The 15,575-nt window shown below is 61.3% G+C and carries 17 protein-coding genes and 1 pseudogene; 10 read left to right on the top strand and 8 right to left on the bottom strand.

From position 1 onward, the window contains the following. The first annotated feature begins 20 nt into the window (after positions 1–20). Entirely contained in the window at positions 21–920 is a 900-nt protein-coding gene (gene nhaR / locus CSZ94_RS17640) for a transcriptional activator NhaR (protein ID WP_102122701.1), read from the top strand. Positions 921–1,261: 341 nt separating this feature from the next. Then, entirely contained in the window at positions 1,262–2,596 is a 1,335-nt protein-coding gene (locus CSZ94_RS17645) for a chloride channel protein (RefSeq protein ID WP_102122702.1), read from the top strand. Here the strand turns inward: CSZ94_RS17645 and CSZ94_RS17650 are convergent. The 3 genes from CSZ94_RS17650 to CSZ94_RS17660 form a co-directional block, all read right to left on the bottom strand. Then, on the bottom strand, positions 2,586–3,080 hold the full coding sequence (locus tag CSZ94_RS17650; RefSeq protein ID WP_102122703.1) for a MarR family winged helix-turn-helix transcriptional regulator: 495 nt from the start codon (positions 3,078–3,080) through the stop codon (positions 2,586–2,588). The two genes, CSZ94_RS17645 and CSZ94_RS17650, sit on opposite strands and share 11 nt — an antisense overlap. 87 nt (positions 3,081–3,167) lie before the next feature. Next, entirely contained in the window at positions 3,168–4,253 is a 1,086-nt protein-coding gene (locus CSZ94_RS17655; protein ID WP_180977521.1) for a toxin-antitoxin system YwqK family antitoxin, read from the bottom strand. A 26-nt stretch (positions 4,254–4,279) separates the two neighbouring features. Then, positions 4,280–5,401 (bottom strand): toxin-antitoxin system YwqK family antitoxin, encoded by a 1,122-nt coding sequence (locus CSZ94_RS17660; RefSeq protein ID WP_180977522.1) that lies wholly within the window; start codon positions 5,399–5,401, stop codon positions 4,280–4,282. Between the two features lie 77 nt (positions 5,402–5,478). Here CSZ94_RS17660 and CSZ94_RS17665 point away from each other — a divergent pair, with 77 nt between their 5' ends. Next, positions 5,479–5,886 (top strand): hypothetical protein, encoded by a 408-nt coding sequence (locus CSZ94_RS17665; protein ID WP_102122706.1) that lies wholly within the window; start codon positions 5,479–5,481, stop codon positions 5,884–5,886. Here the strand turns inward: CSZ94_RS17665 and msbA are convergent. Beyond that, on the bottom strand, positions 5,883–7,718 hold the full coding sequence (gene msbA / locus CSZ94_RS17670; protein WP_102122707.1) for a lipid A export permease/ATP-binding protein MsbA: 1,836 nt from the start codon (positions 7,716–7,718) through the stop codon (positions 5,883–5,885). The two genes, CSZ94_RS17665 and msbA, sit on opposite strands and share 4 nt — an antisense overlap. A 200-nt stretch (positions 7,719–7,918) precedes the next feature. Here msbA and CSZ94_RS17675 point away from each other — a divergent pair, with 200 nt between their 5' ends. The 3 genes from CSZ94_RS17675 to CSZ94_RS17685 all read left to right on the top strand — a co-directional run bounded on the left by CSZ94_RS17675 (position 7,919) and on the right by CSZ94_RS17685 (position 10,273). Then, positions 7,919–8,929, top strand: a complete 1,011-nt coding sequence (locus tag CSZ94_RS17675; RefSeq protein WP_258001058.1) for a ribonuclease Z — start codon at positions 7,919–7,921, stop codon at positions 8,927–8,929. A gap of 180 nt (positions 8,930–9,109) precedes the next feature. Further along, the gene (locus tag CSZ94_RS17680) at positions 9,110–9,769 is read left to right on the top strand and encodes an XAC2610-related protein (RefSeq protein ID WP_146009832.1); all 660 of its coding nucleotides are present in this window, start codon (positions 9,110–9,112) and stop codon (positions 9,767–9,769) included. Positions 9,770–9,802: 33 nt separating this feature from the next. Next, complete coding sequence (locus CSZ94_RS17685) at positions 9,803–10,273, top strand: GNAT family N-acetyltransferase (RefSeq protein ID WP_102122709.1); 471 nt, start codon at positions 9,803–9,805, stop codon at positions 10,271–10,273. Positions 10,274–10,276: 3 nt separating this feature from the next. Here the strand turns inward: CSZ94_RS17685 and CSZ94_RS17690 are convergent, their stop codons facing one another. After that, complete coding sequence (locus tag CSZ94_RS17690; protein ID WP_258001059.1) at positions 10,277–10,837, bottom strand: TetR/AcrR family transcriptional regulator; 561 nt, start codon at positions 10,835–10,837, stop codon at positions 10,277–10,279. Between the two features lie 304 nt (positions 10,838–11,141). Between CSZ94_RS17690 and CSZ94_RS17695 the strand changes: the two genes are divergently transcribed. Further along, entirely contained in the window at positions 11,142–12,287 is a 1,146-nt protein-coding gene (locus CSZ94_RS17695) for an MFS transporter (protein ID WP_219726018.1), read from the top strand. A gap of 7 nt (positions 12,288–12,294) precedes the next feature. Here the strand turns inward: CSZ94_RS17695 and CSZ94_RS17700 are convergent. The 3 genes and pseudogenes from CSZ94_RS17700 to CSZ94_RS17705 form a co-directional block, all read right to left on the bottom strand. Continuing rightward, positions 12,295–12,618, bottom strand: a pseudogene (locus tag CSZ94_RS17700) (YbaK/EbsC family protein); the annotation flags it as partial. Positions 12,619–12,636: 18 nt separating this feature from the next. Beyond that, on the bottom strand, positions 12,637–12,789 hold the full coding sequence (locus CSZ94_RS28065) for a hypothetical protein (protein WP_180977523.1): 153 nt from the start codon (positions 12,787–12,789) through the stop codon (positions 12,637–12,639). Positions 12,790–12,858: 69 nt separating this feature from the next. After that, positions 12,859–13,056 (bottom strand): DUF3079 domain-containing protein, encoded by a 198-nt coding sequence (locus CSZ94_RS17705; protein ID WP_102122713.1) that lies wholly within the window; start codon positions 13,054–13,056, stop codon positions 12,859–12,861. A 536-nt stretch (positions 13,057–13,592) separates the two neighbouring features. Between CSZ94_RS17705 and CSZ94_RS27680 the strand changes: the two genes are divergently transcribed. From CSZ94_RS27680 to CSZ94_RS17715, 3 genes are all read left to right on the top strand, one after another. Further along, entirely contained in the window at positions 13,593–14,339 is a 747-nt protein-coding gene (locus tag CSZ94_RS27680; protein WP_146009833.1) for a hypothetical protein, read from the top strand. Then, positions 14,326–14,772: a hypothetical protein gene (locus CSZ94_RS17710; RefSeq protein ID WP_102122714.1), complete on the top strand. Its 447-nt coding sequence runs from the start codon at positions 14,326–14,328 to the stop codon at positions 14,770–14,772. The genes CSZ94_RS27680 and CSZ94_RS17710 overlap by 14 nt, the downstream gene beginning before the upstream one ends. 260 nt (positions 14,773–15,032) lie before the next feature. Then, complete coding sequence (locus CSZ94_RS17715) at positions 15,033–15,410, top strand: cytochrome c (protein WP_102122721.1); 378 nt, start codon at positions 15,033–15,035, stop codon at positions 15,408–15,410. Positions 15,411–15,575: the final 165 nt, after the last annotated feature.

Genomic DNA, 15,575 nt, shown 5'->3' on the forward strand with positions numbered 1-15,575 from the left:
CACTAGTTTCCGGGAAAAGCATGTCGACACTCAACTTCAAGCACTTGCGCTATTTCTGGATGGTGGCCAAGACGGGCAGCATCGCCCGCGCGGCCGAGCAGCTGCACCTGACGCCGCAATCGATCTCCGGCCAGCTCAGCGAGTTTGCCGACACCCTGGGCGTGGAATTGTTCCGCCGCAGCGGGCGCCAGCTGGAATTGACGGACACGGGCAGACGCATCCTCAGCCATGCCGAAAGCATTTTCAGCACAGGCGATGCATTGCTGGAAATCGTGCGCGACCAGTCGCGCACGGCGACGACCACGTTTCGCGTGGGCTGCGCCGATTCCGTCTCGAAACTGATCGCCTGCCGCCTGGTCGCGCCGGCGCTGGGCCTGGCCGAACCGCTGCGCATCATTTGCCGCGAAGGACGGCTGGCCAGCCTGCTGGCGGACCTGGCCGTGCACCGGCTGGATCTGATCATGGCGGACCGCCCCATGCCCGCCCATTTGAGCGTGCGCGGCTTTAACCATTTGCTGGGCGAAAGCGGCATGACCGTGTTCGGCACGCCAACCCTGGCCGCCACCCTGACAGGGGGCTTCCCGCAATGCCTGGATGGCGCGCCGCTGCTGCTGCCGGGCGAAGACTTCGCCATCTACGGGCGCTTGCTGCAGTGGCTGGGCGACAACCATCTGCACCCGCGCATCGTTGGCGAGTTCGACGACAGCGCCATGATGAAGGCCTTCGGCCAGGCCGGCGCCGGCTTGTTCTTTGCGCCCACCGTGATCGCGCCCCAGGTCTGCGAGCAATATGCCGTGGTGGCGCTGGGCCGGGTCGACAGCCTGGTCGAGCAAGTGTATGCCATCACCACGGAACGGCGTTTGAGCCACCCCGCCACCATCGCCATCAGCCAGAGCGCGCGGCACGAGCTGTTCGTGTAAACCCGCTTCAGTCACTGACGACGATCTTGCCCGGCTGCCCGCCCCGCTGCAGCAGCGCATGGCGCAGCACGCCATCGTCCAGCCGTGCCGCCACACGGCTCTGGCGCGCCACGGCACCCTCCGCTCCCCCTTGAGCGGCAACAACATGTTTGCCTGTACTAGGGTTTCCGCCACAGCGGCAAAGTCGAAGAAAGTGCGGCCCTCGTCGATTTCCTGGCAGAGGCAGGCATTCTGTTGCCAGTCGCCCACGGCTGAGACCACGGAAATACATTCGAGCAAATACATCTATATAATGGCACTCCTCCCCGACGCCCTGCGCGCCCCTTCCTGGACTTGCCGCAATGAAGCACTTGCACGATATACCCTCTGCCTTCAAGCATGAATTTGCCAACCCGCGCCTGTGGTGGTCGCGCGCCGTCGTCGTCGGCATGGCCGCCGTCGCGGGCCTCGTCGTCGTCGGCTTTACATGGCTGGCAGAGGAAGCACTGGACCTGTTTCTCTTTTTTAACGGCAAGGCCTGGTGGTTCTCCCTGCTGTGGACACCCGCTTGCGCCGCCCTGCTGATCTGGCTGACGCGCCGCTTTGCCATCGGCGCCGCCGGTTCCGGCATCCCGCAAGTGATGGCCACCTTGGACCCGGCCGTGGCGCCCGAACAGCGCTCGCTGTTTGTCTCCTTGAAACTGAGTGCCGCGAAAATCGTCCTGACGGCGGGCGGCTTGCTGGGCGGCTTGTCGCTGGGACGCGAAGGCCCGTCCGTGCAGATCGCCGCCGGCGTGATGCTGGCCGCGCGCCGCTTGCTGCCGCGCCACTCGCAGGTGAGCGCCCATTCCCTGCTGGTAGCGGGCGGCGCGGCCGGCATCGCGGCCGCCTTCAACACGCCGCTGGCGGGCGTCATGTTTGCCATCGAGGAGCTGTCGCGCTCGCCGGAGCAGCGCAACAGCGGCCTGATCGTCGCCGGCATCGTGCTGGCCGGCATGATGGCTGTGTCGATACACGGCAACGCCACACACTTCGGCATCATCCACCCGGGCCCCATCGGCATGGCGCTGGCCTTGCCCGGCCTGCTGGTGACGTTGGTGGCGGGCGTGGCCGGCGGCCTGTTCGCCAGGCTGCTGCTGGCCTCCGCCCGCGGCAATCCGCTGGGGAAATTATCCGCGTGGAGAAAAGGCCGTCCCGTGTTGTTCGCCGCCGTCTGCGGCCTGCTGGTGGCAGCCATCGGCATTGCCAGCCACGGCGCCACCTTCGGCAGCGGCACCGTGGCCACGCGCGCCATGCTCGACGGGGCCAGTGACGCCTCGCCCGCCTTTGTTGCTTTCAAGTATGTTGCCACCTGGCTGACCGTGTGGTCGGGCGTGCCCGCCGGCATCTTTGCGCCCTCGCTGGCCATCGGCGCCGGCATCGGCCACGATATCGCCGTGCTGCTGCACTACCCGCACGCGCCCGCCCTGATCGCACTGGGCATGGTGGGCTTCCTGGCCGCCGCCACGCAGGCGCCGCTGACGGCTTTTATCATTGTCATGGAAATGGTCGATGGCCACGGCATGGTGCTGAGCCTGATGGCTTGCGCCGTGGTAGCCAGCACGGTCTCGCGCGTGCTCAGCGAACCGCTGTACGGGGCGCTGGCGCAGCTGCAGCTGCAACGGCTGCCGCAGGCCAGCCGGGAAACTACATCGTAAACGGCAACGGCAGCATGCCCGCCTGCCTGTCATCGGGGGCGACCACGGCCAGCAAGGCGCTCAAGCCCTGGTTCAGGTACGCCAGGCTGCCGGGGTCCAGCTGGGCCAGCGCGCTGGGAAGCAAGCCGCGCGCCGGCTGCGGCGCGCCAGCGATCACGGCCTGCCCTTCCAGCGTCAGGGTGAGGGTGACCACGCGCTGGTCGGGCTGGTCGCGTGCTTTGCGCACATAGGCTTTTTTCACCAGCGCATCGACCAGGTTGCTGGCCGTCGTCTGGTGGATGGACATCTTGCTGGCCAGCTCGCCCATGCGCAAGCCTGGCCGCTCCAGCAATTCCTGCATCACCCACAATTGCGCGCCCGACACGCCACATTGTTTCTCGATCTGTACCGAATGCCGCTGCGCCGCGCGCATGACGACGCGCATGTTTTGCAAGGCCATGCCTTGCGCCTTGGCCATCGCCGAAACTTCCGCTTCCACCACCATTGCCTCCCATTATCCCGCCGGCTTCGCACCTGCTGGCGGGCCGGAATCCGTACATGATACCTGCAAAGGCGGGCGCGCCCCGACAGCCTACTGACCGGCAGGCATTGGCGCCCCGGCCTGCCAAGCCTTCTCCCACACCTGCTTGCCCCGCTTGTCCCAGCGGCGCTCGATGCCCTGCTTCTTGCCGTGCTCATACGGCACCAGCTGCAGCAGGCTGCCGTCGCTGGCCCAGACTTGCAGCAAGCCATGGCGCTGGCCATCGCGCATGGGGGTGACCTTGGCGCGCACGCCATTGTCATACCATTCCGTGACATCGCCCTGCTCGCGCCCCTGCGCGTCCTGCTGCCAGGCGATCGACGGCTTGCCGTTGCTGCCCCACTTCTGCATGCTGAGCAGCTTGCCCTTGCGGTACAGGGCCTTTTGCGCCAGCTGGCCATTGTCATGGCTTTCAAACGACCAGCCATCGGCTTCGCCATCCACCCAGACCTTGCGCGCGAGCACCTTGCCATCCTCGGCCAGGGTGAGGAATTCGCCATACTGCCTGTCATGGATAAAATGACTGCGCTGGAACAGCTTGCCATCGGCGTAAAACACTTCCTGCAGCCCATGCATCTTGCCGCCTTTCAGGAAGGCGTGGCTGCTCATCTTGCCATTCGGCCCGTACGACACATACTTGCCATCGGCCATCTGCTTGCCGTGGTAGCGGATGCGGTTCATCAGCTGGCCATTTTCATGGTAATTCTCGGAGAGGCTGTCGCGCCCGTTCGGCAGCACGGTCACGCGCTGCTTGACTTGCCCGTTTGCATAAAATGACGCGCCGCCGGTCAGCACATTGCCCCTGGCGTCCAGCCGCTCGTCGCGGGCCAGCTGTCCATTCGGGTAATACCACTTGCGCAGGTGGACGAACGTGGCCTGGCGCAAATCGAGGTCGGTGGCATAGGTTTCCAGCGCCAGCGTGCCCGGCGCGTCGGGAAACTCCAGCAGCACATGCCAGGCGCCCAGCGCCTCGTCGCGCACGGGCGGCGTGCGCAGCGCATACGCGGCATGGCGCACGTCGCTCGCCGCGTAATCTTCGTCCAGGTAGAGGCCCTTGTCCTGCGCTGGCTGCTCCTGCGCCGCCAGCGGCAGGGCCGTCATGAGCGCCGCCAGCAGCGCCAGGCGCATGGTTCGCATAGTTTGTCGATATGGCATGCGATCCCCTACTTCGCCGCTACGGGCTGGCCATCCTGCCACGCCTGCTCCAGCACCAGCTTGCCGGCCTGGTCCCAGTGGCGCTCGATGCCGTGCTTCTTGCCATGTGCATACGGCACGATCTGCCGCAGGCTGCCATCGCTGTGCCAGACACGCAGCAAGCCGTGACGCTGGCCTTCGACAAACGGGGTCACGCTGGCGCGCACGCCGTTTGCATGCCAATCCGTCGTATCGCCGTGGTCGCGCCCCTGTGCGTCTTTCTGCCACGCAAATATAGGACGGCCATTCGGAGCCCACGTTTGCAAACTGAGCGTGGCACCTTTCTGGTACAGCGTCTTGTTCGACACGACGCCATTGCCATGGCTTTCAAACGACCAGCCGTCGGGCTTGTCGTGCACCCACACGGTCTTGGCCAGCAGGCTGCCGTCGCGGGCATACATGACAAACTCGCCCTCGCGCTTGCCATCGACGAACTGTCCCCGTCGGTGCAGCTTGCCATCGCCATAAAACGATTCCTCCACGCCATGCATCTTGCCGTTGCGTTGATACGAGCGGCTGCTGACGGCCCCATTCGCGTCGTAGGACACATGCTCGCCATCGGCCATCACTGTGCCGTGGTACAGCGTCTTGTGCACCAACTGGCCATTCTCATGGTAACTTTCCGAGATGCTGTCGCGCCCGTTCGGCAAGGCGGTCACCCGCTGCTGGACCTGCCCATTCTCGTAGTACACGCAGCCGCCGAGCAACTCCTTGCCCTCGGCATTGAAATAGGTTTCGCGCAGCAGCTGGCCATTCTCGTAGTAATACTTGCGAAAACGCACGAACCTGACCTGGCTCAAGTCCAGGTCCGTGGCATAGATTTCAAAGGCCAGCGCGCCCGGCGTGTCGGGAAATTCCAGCCGCACATGCCAGGCGCCCAGCGCCTCGTCGCGTACGGGCGGCGTGCGTAGCGCATACACGGCGCCGCGCTGCTTGCTGGGCATGAAATTGTCATCCAAATACATGGTCTGCTCTTCCTCCTGTAGCGTTGGCGTTTGCGCTGCGGGCTGTTCCTGTGCCGCCACGGGCAAGGCTGCGCCCATGCCCAGCGCGGCAGCTAGCAGCCAGCGCATCGTCTGTTGTGTGTGCATTGTGTTCCGTTGCAATGTTATGGTGCGGCTGCCATCATAAGGGAAAGCAACGGTTTTCCTAGTCACGAAAGACATGCATGCACTTGCCAGCCGCTCCCAGCGACACCCAGATACTGGACCTCATCGATGCCTGGATCGCCGACCTGGCGCGCGGCGACTACGCGTGCGCCCATGCGCGCACGGCGCATGACGCGTATTACGGCTGGACGCCGGCACTGTTGCGCGCCGTGATCGAAGGGTATGGTTCGCCGGAAGCGTATGCGGACGGCAGCGTGTATCGCGTCACGCCGGCGGCGCAGGCCAGCGGCGCGCCGCATGAACGCTGCGTCGAGCGCCCGGCCAAGCAGGACGGCGACATGGCCATTGCCGAGGCGCGCCACGCCCTGCCCCTGAACGGCGTTTGGTCCGATCTGACCGCCACATTTCGTGTGCAGAGCACGGCGCTGGGCGCCAGGCTGGTATTACAGGACATTCACGTGTTCTAAGGCGCGCCATCCTTGACGGGCGACAACTGGCTCGCATGCAACCGCGCATACGCGCCGCCCTGCTGCAGCAAGGCGGCATGGCTGCCCGACTCCACCAGGCGCCCACCCTGCATGACGACGATGCGGTCTGCGCTTTCGATGGTGGATAACCTGTGAGCGATGACGATGGTGGTGCGGTTGCGCATCAGCACTTCCAGCGCCGCCTGCACCTGTCGCTCCGATTCCGTGTCCAGCGCGCTGGTGGCCTCGTCGAGCAGCAAAATGGGCGCGTCCTTGTACAGGGCGCGGGCGATGGCCAGGCGCTGGCGTTGCCCGCCTGACAGGCGCGAACCGTTCTGCCCCGCCTGCGTTGCGTAGCCTTGCGGCAACTGCATGATGAAGTCGTGCGCGTAGGCGGCGCGCGCCGACGCTTCGATGCGCGCCATGTCCGGCGCCGGGTCGCCATACGCGATATTCGCCGCCATGCTGTCGTTAAACAAAATCACATCCTGGCTGACGAGGGCGAACTGGCGCCGCAGGGCCAGCAACGCGTAGTCGCGCAGGTCGACGCCGTCAAGCAGGATCTGGCCGCCGCTGACGTCGTAGAAGCGTGGCAGCAGGCCCAGCAAGGTCGTCTTGCCGCCGCCCGACCCCCCCACCAGGGCCACCGTTTCGCCGGCGCGGATGTCGAGCGTGATATCGCTCAAGGCCGTGGGCGCATCGGGATCGTCGCTGTTGTAGCGGAAATGCACGTTTTGCAGCGACAGATTGCCCTGCACTGCCGCCGGCGCGATGCTGCCGGGGTCCGGTTCCAGCGGCGTGTCGATCAGGCCGAAGACGGACTCGGCCGCCGCCAGGCCACGCTGCAGCGGCTCATTGATCTTGGTCAAATTCTTGATCGGCGACTGCATGGCCATCAGCGCACCCATGAAGGCGACGAAAGCGCCCGGCGTGATGGCGCCGCTTTGCGCGCGCAGCATGGCAAAGTAAATCACGGACGACAGGGTAATGCCGACAAGCATCATGATGAAGCCGGAATTCATGGCCGAGGTGGCCGCATGCTTGACGGCCAGCTGGCGGTTGCGCTTGACCACGTCGACGAAGCGCGCCTGTTCATAATCTTGCCCGCCGAAAATTTTCACCACGCGCTGACCGGCGATGCTTTCGTCCAGCACCGAGGTCAGCTCGCCCACGGCTTGCTGCGAGCTCTTGCTCAGGTGGCGCATGCGGCGTCCCGCCAGGGTCACGACGATGGCCACGATGGGCATCGATGCCATGCAGAACAGGGCCAGTTTCACGTCTATGCTGAACAGCAAGATCAGGTAGCCGATGGTGGCCACGGAATCGCGCACCATCACATTGAGCACGTTCAAGCCCGCCTGCGACACCTGGCTGGCGTCAAAGGCCACGCGCGACTGCGTCAAACTGGTGGTGGTGGTGTCGAAAAAGCGGCTGGGCAGGCGCATGATGGTGACGAACATCTTTTCGCGCAGGTCCGCCTGCACCCGGCTCGATAGCCATACGGAACCGTAATCGCCGGCAAAACTGGAGACCATGCGCAGCACGGCCAGGCCCAGGATGGTGGCGGGGATGACCCACAAGTCCACCTGTCCTGCCTGTGCCGGCAGGAAACGGTCGACCCAGCCCTGCAGCATGCCCATCACGCCGGACGCGGGCGCGACCTGTGCGCTGGCCGTCGTGCGCATGGCATCGACGACGTTTTGCAACTGGCGGATTAACAACACATCGGTGGCGGACGCCACGCCCACGGCCAGCAAAGTGGCGGCAACGATGGCGCCATAGCGGCGAAACTGGCCGACCAGGCGGAAAAACAAGAGGCGACTTTGCTGCATGCAGATGGTAAAAGTGAGGGTAAAGCGTGATTCTAACCGCTGCCAGACTTAGCTATGAGAAAGTCGTTGCCCTGCCGGTACAGATCGCTGGCAAGGGCAGTGCTGCGGAAGCTGCGCTTCGCTCCCTGTTCTTGATCGAAAATCGCATCAGGAACGGCCCAACAACATCCTGCAGTAGGACAGTGGGAGGCGAGAATGGCTTGCCACTGCACAAAAACGCTGCCCTGCCGCATAATGCGGGCATGTTCAAACTGACTTTTCTCGGCACGTCGTCCGGCGTGCCCACGCGCCACCGCAACGTTACCTCGCTGGCCCTGCAAACCACGCACAACCGCGATTGGTGGATGATCGATTGCGGCGAAGCCACGCAGCACCGGCTGCAGCGCCTGCCCTTGTCCGTGCACGACCTGGTGGGCATCTGCATCACCCACGTGCATGGCGACCACAGCTACGGACTGCCGGGCTTGCTGGCCAGCGCCTCCATGACGGGGCGCAAGAAGCCCTTGCTGCTGATCGCCCCGGCCGCCATCAAGGCATGGATCGAAGCGACCCTGCTGCACACGGAACTGTTCTTGACATATCCGCTGATCCACATCGACGTGGACAGTGCGCAAGTCGTGCATGAAGCAGCGGGCTTGACCATCTCGCGCCACGCGCTGTCGCACCGCGCACCCAGCGTCGCTTATCGTTTCGCGCTGGAAACAAGCAGGTGGAAGCTGGACAAGGCGGCCCTGCAGGCGGCCGGCGTGCCGCCCGGTCCCGCCTGGGGACTCTTGCAAACGGGCCAGGATGCGATCCTGGACGATGGCACGGTGTTGCGCGCCGCCGCTTTCCGTCAGGTGGAAACGCAACGCGCCACGGTGGTGATCGGCGGCGACAACGACACGCCAGCGTTGCTGGCCGAGGCTTGTGCAGGTGTGCAACTGCTGGTGCACGAAGCCACCTACACGGAAGCGATACTGCAAAAAGTGGGCCCCGGCCCCACGCACAGTTCCGTGCAACGCGTGGCGCAGTTCGCCGCATCGGTACGCTTGCCGAACCTGATCCTCACCCACTTCAGTGCGCGCTATCACCATGCGGACGGCATGGCCGAACTGGAAGCGGAAGCGCGGCTGCATTACTCGGGTGAGCTGTTCCTGGCGCGCGATTTCGACAGCTATGAACTCGACGCGGCCGGCGTGCTGAGCAAGCTGCCGGCGAAATCCCACTAACAACCGTTTAGTGGGGATGGCCGCCTTGTGCGGGGATTTTATGGCTTTGTACACAGCACTGTTCCGCGCAGAATGCACGATAAAGAGCGGTGTGGCGCATTGCCGGATTCATGCAGTATGATCATTCTCCGCATAATGTAATCCGGGCATTTTGCCCCGATGCTGTCCAAGAATATCTCCATGAAACTGATTGCTCTGCTTTTATCCCTGATTTCCACCTCGGCTTATGGCGGCACGCTGCACCTGGAAAAAGCCGCGACAGGAAAAGTGCGGCAAGCGGCCGATATCCGTTATGTGAATCGCGATGAAAAGCAGACGTATCAGCTGAAAATCGGAAAGCAGTGGATACCTGGCAGTTGCAGCAGCAGCGGCACGGGCAATTTGCACGCGCTGCTGCTGGACATGAATTTTGACGGCCATGCCGACCTGTGGGTCACCGGCTACACGGATAGCCAGGGGCGCATCCGCTGTTCCGATGTGTGGCTATGGGATGCGCAAGCGAAGCAATACAGTTTCAACAAGCCATTATCAGCGATTCCGAATCTGGATATCAGCATCGCCGATCAAAGAATCGAAGGCGGCATCGCCAATTGCGGCTGCGCGGCGCAATGTTTTTATGAAGACAGCTATGCCTGGCGAGCTGACAAATTAATCGCCATCGCCCGGCGCGAACAGGATTGCGAACGCTATCGGCAATACCGCTTGAATGACAAGCAGGACTTGATCATCGTCAAGGATGAAATCATCGATAGCGGCAATCCCGGCCAGCAGGCCATCGAGAATACCAACGCAGTTGACTGGCAGCGCCAGGCGCAAATCATGCGCAAACCTTGGGAGTAAATCCTTAACTACCATGCAACAATTAACGCACACATGACGACACATCCAGTATCGATTACTTTCCATGCCGCCAATGCGGACGATACCCCGGCCTTCATCGCATTGCGCGGCAAGACGCGGCAAAACGCCATTTCTGCGGAGCGCCTGGCCGAAGTGGGCATTACGGCCGATTCCTGGGCCGAGATGATGCGCTCAGGCAGCTTGCCCGGCCAGGTCTGCCATCACGATGGCCAGCTGGTCGGCTACTGCTTTGGCGAGCGCGACACGGGCGAAATCATCGTCCTGGCGCTGCTGCCGGAGTTCGAAGGTCTCGGTATCGGCAAGAACATGCTGGAATTGGTGATGACGGAACTGCGCGCACAGGGCCATCAACGGCTGTTCCTGGGCTGCTCCAGCGACCCCGCCTCGCGCTCCTACGGCTTTTACCGCTACCTGGGCTGGACCGCGACGGGGGAGACGGACAAGTATGGCGACGACGTGCTGGAGTTTCACTTTACGGCCTAGCGTCTAGCCAGGCACGCGATTGGCATCCCACACGCGCAGGATCTGCGTAATGGCCGCGTCAAACACGGCATAGTCAACGCCATCGCGGGCCTGGATGGCCACGCCCGATAAAAAGCTGTCGAAAACGGCTGCCAGCGCCGCTGCATCCGTACCAACGGGCAACTCTCCGCGGGCCATGCCCCGTTCGACGCAGCGCACGAAGCCGGCACGCGTGCGCATGCGCGAGGCCGTGAGCGGTGCAGCCACGGCCGCATGCTCGGCCGTCGGCGCGCTCATGCAACCGAGCGCCACCATACAGCCGGGTGGATGTCCCGCCTCAGACTGCATGCTGGCCGACTGGCGCAAGGCCAGCTCGATGGCCGCGCGCGGCGCCAGGCCATCGTCCCACAGGCATTCCGTCACGCGTGCAAAGGTGTCCAGATAGCATTGCGCCGCCTCGCGGAACAGCGCTTCCTTCGAGCCGAACGCCGCATAAAAGCTGGGCGCGGAAATGCCGCCGCCCAGGCTCGCCTTGAGCTGGCTCAAGGACGTCGATTCATACCCCTGCTGCCAGAATAAAAACATGGCCTGCTCGACCGCTGCCCGCCGGTCAAACGTGCGCGGCCGCCCCATTTGCGCCATCCATCGCTCCTTCTCATCTACTTATATGCCACTTACATACTACTCGATACAGAAGTCATTGACAACGGAGTGTGCCATCGCCTATATTTATACCGATCGATACATATGTATCGCCACGATGGTCAAGGGCATTCCTGCGCCTGATCACTTTACAAGGATGTTTGCCGTGAATCACGCCACTATCACCACCGGAACCAGCCCCGCGCTGGCCGACCGCCTCCCCGTCGCCGGCTTGCTGGCCCTGGCCATGACGGGTTTTATCTGTATCGTCACAGAAACCTTGCCCGCCGGCTTGTTGCCGCAGATTAGCGCCGGCCTCGGCATCAGCGCCGCGTTGGCCGGGCAAATGGTCACGGCCTATGCCCTCGGCTCCCTGCTGGCAGCCATTCCGCTGACCATCGCCACGCGCGGCTGGCGCCGCCGCAACGTGCTGCTGCTGACCATCATCGGCTTTCTCGTGTTCAATACCGTCACAGCGCTGTCGTCCCACTACTGGCTGACGCTGGCGGCACGCTTCTTTGCCGGCATGGCGGCCGGGCTGGCGTGGAGCTTGCTGGCCGGTTACGCGCGGCGCATGGTGGCGCCACAGCAGCAAGGCCGGGCCCTGGCGCTGGCCATGGTGGGTGCGCCCGTCGCCCTGTCCCTGGGCGTGCCGCTGGGCACTCTGCTCGGCTCGCTGGTGGGCTGGCGCGCAGCGTTCTGGATCATTTCCGCACTGACATTGATCCTCATCGCCTGGGTGCTGGCGAAGGTGCCCGACTACCCGGGCCAGTCCATCCATGAGCGCCTGCCCCTGCGTCGCGTTTTCACGACGCCGGGCGTTCGGCCAGTGCTGGCCGTCGTCATCGCCTGGATGCTGGCGCACAACATTCTCTACACCTACATCGCCCCGTTCGTGGCGCCGGCCGGACTGACGGGACGCATCGACCTGGTCCTGCTCGTCTTCGGCGCCGCCGCCATGGCCGGCATCTGGATCACGGGCAAGCTGGTCGAGCGCCATTTGCGCAGCACCGTGCTGGCCAGCCTGGCCGTGTTCGCCGGCACCGCCTTCGTGCTGGGCGTCGCGTCACATCTGCCTGCCGTCATCTACTTGGGCATGGCCGTCTGGGGTCTGAGCTTTGGCGGCGCGGCAACGCTCTTGCAAACGGCGCTGGCCGACACGGCCGGCAGCGGCGCCGACGTGGCCCTGTCGATGAATGTGGTGGCGTGGAATGGCGCAATTGCGGCCGCGGGCGTAGTGGGTGGCACCCTGCTGGAAACCTGGGGCGCGGGTGCCTTCCCGTGGGCCATGGTGGCATTGCTCGTGCTGGCGTTCGTACTCGCCTGGTCCGCCCGCGCACATGGCTTCCGGCCGGGACGGCGCAGCGGTGCGGCATCCGTGGCCGGGCATTGAGATTGTCTTATTGAATCGCCGGCACCGTCACGATGTGCGGCACATGTCCGGTGTGCGCAATGAAACTGAGCAAGGCAGCGGGCGACAGCGCCACCGTGGCCGTGTTGCGCAGCGGATGGACTTGCAGATGGCTGGCCTCCCACACGGCCTGGTCCAGCACCAGTTCTACCACCTGCGCGCTGTCGTGGATCAGCGCAAACAGGCTGACGGAGCCGGGCGTGATGCCCAGGTGCTGCAGCAAGCGCTCGGGCGAGGCCATGCTCAACTTGCTGGCCGGCAGCAAGCGCCCCAGTGCCGCCAAGTCGATGCGCATGTCGGAAGGCACGATGACGAGAAAATGCCGGCGGCCCTACTCGTCACGCACGAACAGGTTTTTCACCATCAGGCCGGGCATGGCAGGCACATGGATGAGCGCTTCGGCGATGGTGTGCACGGCCGGGTGTTCGTCCAAGGTGTGATCGCCGGCGTTGCTTGCCAGCCAGCGGGACAGGGGGTTGGGCATGGTGACTCCTCAGCGCGGACGCGATGAAGGATGGTAGGTGGTTGCTGCGCTGTTCGCTTGCTGTCGCCGCTAAGGTTTTTTCTCCGCCTCTGCTTTATCGGCCGCTGCCAGCCCCCAGTCATTCCAGCCTTCCCCGAACAGCTCGATGGGATGCTGCGTGCGCTCGGAACCATTGCCGCAGCGCATGGCGTCCGGCGGACAATACTTGTCGCAGCCCCAGCAGATGCGTTCAGGGTTCTTGGGGTTTAAAGGAAAAGGCTTGGCCATGGGGTGGGCGATGGAATCGGTTGAGGTCTCTTCAACAACTGTAGACCTGGCGCGGGCGCGGGTCAAACGAATTCCAATGAGCAATTTGTCCGAGGTCAATTCTATGCAGATCGGTGGTGTGGCGGCAAAACGCCATACCCTTCCCGCACGATACGCGCGACATGAATACCGCCATCGCCTGCCGGCTGCGCCTTGAGCTCGTCGCTTTGATGCTTTCCCACCATGCGTCGGAGGCGAACAGGCCGTGGCTGCCTTACAGGCCCGTGTAGGGTCTGGCGCTGTCGAGCGTGAGGGAGTGGATCGTGGTGATGCGGCTGGGGTGTCGTGCCAGGGCTTCGGCGCGGGCGAAAGCGGGTTTCATCAGGCACCGGAGTTCTTGAAAGCGCGAACCCAATCTTTGCGCCGAACGACATATGCATTGCCTGCATGGCCGTTCAGTTATTAAACCGCCTCCAATCTGCTAAAATAGTTGAAAATTTTAATGATTAGACCATGAACAACCTGGATTTTCCAAATACAAGGAATGTGCTTAGCCAATGAAAGCCATTATATTCTGCACCAGCTTTATAAAAGATGCCCCGTCATGGGAAAGTCGGTATCAACGGTGGCTCGACTATTACGAAAACATACCAATCAATGCAATAAAAAAAATAATGATTGATGATGGGTCGCCATATCTTCCGTCTGCTGAAATTATTAATACAATTTCCCATACAACTTCGCTTGCTGCAAATACCGATAAAAATCTCATCGTTCACTTCGACAACAATCTGGGGCGACAAAGTGGAGCTGACTACCCCGGATGGTGGCGGAGTTTCCTCCACTCCATTCACGTGGCAAATGAATTAGGTGTTGATAAAATCATCCATATCGAGTCGGATGCCTATATTTTGACGCCTCGCCTGGTAAATTTCATCAATGAAATAGAATCAGGCTGGAACGTTCTATGGTCTCCACGCTATCGTTTTCCAGAGACTGCCATTCAAGTCATCTGCAGAGATCAATTTGGAATTTTTGAAAAACTCAAAGACGACAATCCAAGTTTTTCCTTTCCGGATATTGCAGAAAGGTTGCTTCCTTTCACGGCTGTACACCAGCAGTTCAAAGGGGACCGCTACAGCGATTTCACGAAAAACAGATGGATATTCCGTTCGCGAAAATTCAACAAAATTCCAATTTTTAAACATGTATTTTTCTGGGAAACAATACCGCCGGATGCAGACTTTGTTACACAAGGCATTAATCGCCAACAATTCGTCTTCAGACGCGATGAAGCAGCGTGACCTTGTCATGGCGGGGAAGTCGCCAACTCGCACTTGCCAGCAAATGGTCGCACGCTTGAATAAGGGCGTGTACGCCACCCTTGTTGGCTCCTTTTTTCTTGTTGCGGGTGTCTCATCGGCACTCGCTACCACTCTGGACGAAGATCGGACACGAGGTGACATACATGGATTGTTTGAGGTAAGAGAGGCAGCTGTACAATTCATTGCAGCAGAGAATCTGAAAAATGGAACAAGATGGCAGGCGATGGAGCCGAACCGGAAGATTCTGCTTGCCAAATGCGCGATATCTTTGCATGTGAAATGGGTGCCGAAAAGTCAAGGCCTGTCTGGACCGAATGTTGCTGTCACTTGCGACAAGACTGTAAAGCCCACGACACAAAAGAAATGGCAAGTGTTCATACCAATCGATAAGGGGACGATGGCGCATAAATGATCAAGTCCGGCTCATGAACGATTCAACTATCCATGCACGCAAGGGGGGAGGTCTGCCATTTGTACCAGAACTGAGGCATTGGCTGTCGTAGAAGCTGGCTCAGTCGAGAAGATAAGCAGCACCACGAACCCGCGCTTACGGCGTGCTGCATTGCCTTGCCAATGGCACCACAATTTTGCTACTAAAATCACCAGGCTAGTGAAAGCGAACAACGGCAGATATAATAATGGATGCAGATTTTACTGATATTACAATACCATATGAAAATATTACTCATCGTCTCGCTAGGAATTCTATCGCTAACTCAAACACCACCAGCCTTCGCGGATAATATCAACGGGAAAAATCTCTATATACAGAGATGTGCCATGTGCCATGGAATAGATATCAAAGGAACCGGACCATTGGCTAATAAAAGCAATCCTCCAACACCTGATCTTACAACATCGGCTTTCAAAAAACGACTACAAGACTATCCGGGTGCTATTGTTTCATCAGTCATACTTCGCCCAAATGGCGACTTGATTCCAAAAACTTTGCGAGAAAATGGCGTAAAAATAGCGCCGTACGCATGGAGGATTCAGGATTTCCGCGATTTAAATCAATACATGAGTGGTGTGATTTCAAAGAATCGATGATTTTGATATCCGAGGGGGCGCGCGATACTGCCCTTAGATGTTTAGAATTGGGTGATCATATTCCTATTCGCAGCTTGCCCTACTTCAAAGCCAGGCGCCTGTTGAGTACACTGTTGATTCCTGTCACCTCACCGCCAGCGCCATGACCCAAGCCCTTCACAGCCG

This window comes from Janthinobacterium sp. ROICE36 (genome assembly GCF_002869965.1).
In the GTDB taxonomy this organism is placed as follows: Bacteria; Pseudomonadota; Gammaproteobacteria; order Burkholderiales; family Burkholderiaceae_D; genus Janthinobacterium.